A 4,069-nucleotide genomic window follows, 5' to 3' on the forward strand; every position below is an offset into this window, starting at 1 on the left:
GTTTTTATATGCTATTTTTGGTTATAAATTAATATTTTTTATAGAAGTAATTTATATATTATCAAAAGATAAATATACATACAAGTTAAATGAAAAATATTATCGTGCCAATGATTCAGAATTTACAGTTTTAAACCTGGATGTTTTATCATTAATTAGTAATCTGTGTTAGAACTCATGAGAATCATGAGCTTATTATATATCGGAATCAAAAACAATGACTGGCTTTTAGTATATGGATTTTTTGGTTTTCTATTGTTTTTACTCTGGGTATGCCTCGAACCTACTTTAGATATACTGGCCAGATTCTTTTTAAGACACAATCATTTTTCAATAGCTTTAAAATTTGCAAACTGTTCCATATTCATATTTGGAAAAGACCTTTACATTTTAACAGTAAAAGGAAGTGCATTAAACATGCTCAAACGCTACGATGAAGCTTTAATTAGCTTGGAAGAATCCCAGAAACTAGGATATGACCACCCATTTCTTTATGCAAATCTAGGCTATTGCAACAACTACTTGGGAAATTATGAAAAAGCACTAGATTACTTTAAATCAGCGTCAGAAATTGATCCTAATGAATTCGGATATTTATATAGTATTTCCAGAATATCAATAGGATTAGGAAATTATGATGAAGCTTTACGTTATATAAACCAGGCACGTGAATTAAATGAAAATAATGAATTGTTGGATGAATTAATTGAGGATATTAATAATCTATCCGATTAACTTTTGAACACTTTTAAAAATCCCTATTGTCCCCATCCATATAGAAAGTGAAATTCGAACCAGATTAAATTAATAAAATAGTGATGATTAGTCACTATCTTCAATCAAACAAATACTTTCCTTTTTTCAGTAACAGTTATTGCAAGTCTTACATTCAGATTTGTCATGTCCATCCAGATTAACTTTACAGTGCACATGAGGACCTGTTGTTTTTTTGATTAGTTTGATTATTTCCAGTACCATTCTCACACGATTATAATTAATGTGGCAAAAATGACACTTGATATTATTCAACTGCAAAACATTTCCAAGAAAAATGTAAACTTAATCCTTAAATTTAAAAAATTAAAATAAATCATTCCCTGAAATAGCGGGGAACGGTAGATCTTGGAATATTTTTGTGAAATTCAATTGCAATATCCATTATTTCAACGGAAATATCCCCAGTTCTTTCAAATGCTTTGATTACTCGTGTGAGATAAATATAATAATTCGCATGGTCAACATCATCAAAAGTGGACTCACCCATCTGAAGAGCAATTTCCTTCATAGCTCTATCCTGCATTTTATGCATCTTTTCTTCTGTATCCATCAAATCTTCTTTTAACTCAACTTTACCGTCAATGAATGCTTCACTTGCATAGGAAACAGATCTTTTTGCGTATTTATACATCTTTTTGAGGATGTCAAGAATCTTATCGTCAACTACAGAATCATCATTGATGACAAACTTATTGAGATGAATACAGTAATCACCGATTCTTTCGTAATTATAAGCCACTTCATTAAAAAGAAGAATTTTGGAAAGTTTTGAGTGAAGGTCCAAATTGACTACTGTTTCAACTGATGAGCGAATCTTTTCGAACATGTTATTTGTTGTAAAATCGAGTTCAATAGCTTCATTTGCTTTCTGTTTGTCATTTTCAAGGATTGCTTCAAAGGAGAGTTCCAGCTGATTTTCTATATGCTCAGCCATTGTCCTTAAAATGTTTTTAATTAAAAAATCTGTCGAAATTTTTTTATTGCTGTTTTCGAAACCTCCGTAAACTTCATCATATTTTTCCAGATTAACAACATAAACCTTGCGGACAATGTCCTCATCGACCAGTGGCTTTAACAATTTGGTTACATACCTCCGGCTTATTTTCAAATCATCGGCTATTTCATCCTGATTGGCTGGATTTTGATAAAATATGTACTCTAAAATTTCTTCCAGTGTTTTATTACTTCTTCCCATTTTAATGACTCCCCTCAAAAGATATGACTAGTTATTTTTTAACTAGTACAAATATTTATTCAAATTTCCTCACTCATCTATTCCCGGTCTTTTTAAAGTTATCATGAATATTGTTCTTGAACCTATGCTTACTGCCTTGTCGGCTATTCTTTCCATATATCTTGCCAGAAAAATTGTATCGATAATATAGGGCGCAAATTCAGCATCATTAATCATTGTTGATGTGACTTCATTTAAAATAGAATCATACAGCTCATCTATTTTATCGTCGTCACTGTCAAGCTCTCTTGCCTTGTCCAGATCCTGATTTAAAAATACTGAAAATGATTTTTTTTAACATGATTCCAATATACTCACCCATCAAAGCCAGCTGATTAAGTATCTTTTTGGGAATGGCAACATCGTGAATATTTCTGATTGAATCGGCAATCTTGGCGCACAAATGTCCAACCCTTTTGATGTGGCTGATAACCCTGAGTATGGATTCTATAAAAAGCAAATCCTTAGCCAGTGGCTGTTCGGTAGCCATGAATCTTATGCAGACCCTTTCGAGGTTAATTGTTTTGATATCCAATGTGCTGGAACCTGCAGATATGCTTTTGTGAACTGATTCATCATAATTTTCAAGCAGTTTAACAACGTCCCCGTTTAATCTGATAGCAAGATTTCCAAGTTCCCTGTAATCATCTACAATATTGTCCATTCTGTTTTGAAATGAAATTCCCGGTGTTTTTTCGCTCATAATTTCACATCCTCCGTTATCCAAATCTTCCTGTAATGTATTCTTCTGTTTTTTTCTCTTTCGGACTTACAAATAGCTTTTCTGTTTTTTCACTTTCAATCAGCTCCCCGTTGAGGAAAAATGACGTGAAATCAGAAACCCTTGAAGCCTGCTGCATATTATGAGTAACAATAACAATCGTATAATCTTTTTTAAGCTCATGAATCAGGTCTTCTATTTTCAATGTTGAAATCGGATCCAGTGCAGAACACGGTTCGTCCATCAGAATAACTTCAGGGTTATTTGCAATTGTACGTGCAATGCATAGTCTCTGCTGCTGGCCTCCGGACAGACCTAAAGCTGACTGGTCAAGCTTGTCTTTTACCTCATCCCAAATTGCCGCTGATTTTAAACTTTCTTCAACTCTCTGTGATATATAGTCCTCATCATCATTTCCGTGAATTCTAAGTCCGTATGCCACGTTTTCAAAAATGGATTTGGGAAAGGGATTCGGCTTTTGAAAAACCATTCCTACCTTTCTTCTCAAATCCACCACATCCATATCTTTAGAATAAATGTCATTGCCGTCCAAAAGAAGTGTTCCTTCTAATTTAAATGAAGCTATCAAATCATTCATCCTATTGATTGACCTTAAAAAAGTTGATTTTCCACAGCCTGACGGACCAATAAGCGCCATAACCGTGTTTTCAGCTACTTTTAAACTGATATCTTTAAGAATATGAGTATCTCCGAAATAAGTGTTGAGATGCTCTGCAGTAATCCTGTACATAATAAAACCTCATAAACTTTATAAATTTCCCATCATTTTGTTTTGATACCTTTGTGTGAAATAATTGGTTAAAAATGTAATTACCATCACTATAATTACAAGAACCGCAGCAGTTGCAAATGCATTCTGCAGGGATATTCCTTCAGTTGCCAGAATATAGAGATGAAGGGGCAGCGGACGGCCCGGATCAAACATTGAAATCGGCATGGAAACAGATGAACCGACTGTATACATTACAGCGGCGGCTTCTGAAATGGCCCTTGTCATTGCAAGTATTATCCCAGTTACGATTCCAGGAATTGCCGCAGGCAAAATCACATTGCATATAGTCTGCCATTTTGTTGCTCCCAGACCATAGCTTCCTTCCTTATATGTGCTTGGAACTGACCTTAATGAAACTTCAACTACCTGAAATATTGTAGGAATCGCCATAATTGCCAAAACAAGACCTGCTGAAAATACAGACCATCCCATCTTCAAAAACATTACGAAAAATGCAAATCCGAATAAACCGAATACAATTGAAGGGATAGATGCCAATGTCTCTGCCCCGAAACGTATTATATTGACAAGCTTCCTGTTTTCT

General features: G+C 34.2%; 6 protein-coding genes. 1 reads left to right on the forward strand and 5 read right to left on the reverse strand.

What is annotated here, in order from left to right:
• The first annotated feature begins 255 nt into the window (after nucleotides 1-255).
• Nucleotides 256-735, forward strand: coding sequence for a tetratricopeptide repeat protein (locus E7Z79_RS09340; RefSeq protein ID WP_303739672.1), 480 nt, complete (start codon nucleotides 256-258; stop codon nucleotides 733-735).
• Nucleotides 736-1,090: 355 nt separating this feature from the next.
• Here E7Z79_RS09340 and E7Z79_RS09345 read toward each other — a convergent pair whose 3' ends face one another.
• The 5 genes from E7Z79_RS09345 to E7Z79_RS09365 all read right to left on the reverse strand — a co-directional run.
• Nucleotides 1,091-1,972 (reverse strand): phosphate uptake regulator PhoU, encoded by an 882-nt coding sequence (locus E7Z79_RS09345; protein ID WP_303739673.1) that lies wholly within the window; start codon nucleotides 1,970-1,972, stop codon nucleotides 1,091-1,093.
• A gap of 69 nt (nucleotides 1,973-2,041) precedes the next feature.
• Nucleotides 2,042-2,272, reverse strand: coding sequence for a PhoU domain-containing protein (locus E7Z79_RS09350; protein WP_303739677.1), 231 nt, complete (start codon nucleotides 2,270-2,272; stop codon nucleotides 2,042-2,044).
• Nucleotides 2,250-2,714, reverse strand: coding sequence for a PhoU domain-containing protein (locus E7Z79_RS09355; RefSeq protein WP_303739674.1), 465 nt, complete (start codon nucleotides 2,712-2,714; stop codon nucleotides 2,250-2,252). The genes E7Z79_RS09350 and E7Z79_RS09355 overlap by 23 nt, the downstream gene beginning before the upstream one ends.
• A 16-nt stretch (nucleotides 2,715-2,730) precedes the next feature.
• Entirely contained in the window at nucleotides 2,731-3,483 is a 753-nt protein-coding gene (gene pstB, locus E7Z79_RS09360; protein ID WP_303739675.1) for a phosphate ABC transporter ATP-binding protein PstB, read from the reverse strand.
• A gap of 18 nt (nucleotides 3,484-3,501) precedes the next feature.
• Nucleotides 3,502-4,069: PstA family ABC transporter permease (locus E7Z79_RS09365; RefSeq protein WP_303739676.1), on the reverse strand; the 568-nt coding region annotated here is incomplete at its 5' end.

Origin of the sequence: Methanobrevibacter thaueri (assembly GCF_015062905.1) — an archaeon.
Lineage (GTDB): Archaea > Methanobacteriota > Methanobacteria > Methanobacteriales > Methanobacteriaceae > Methanocatella > Methanocatella thaueri_A.

Bases quoted from the DNA above. Each gene is read 5' to 3' on its own strand.
- E7Z79_RS09345 (WP_303739673.1), bottom strand. From the start codon at position 1,972: ATGGGAAGAAGTAATAAAACACTGGAAGAAATTTTAGAGTACATATTT.
- E7Z79_RS09355 (WP_303739674.1), bottom strand. From the start codon at position 2,714: ATGAGCGAAAAAACACCGGGAATTTCATTTCAAAACAGAATGGACAAT.
- pstB (WP_303739675.1), bottom strand. From the start codon at position 3,483: ATGTACAGGATTACTGCAGAGCATCTCAACACTTATTTCGGAGATACT.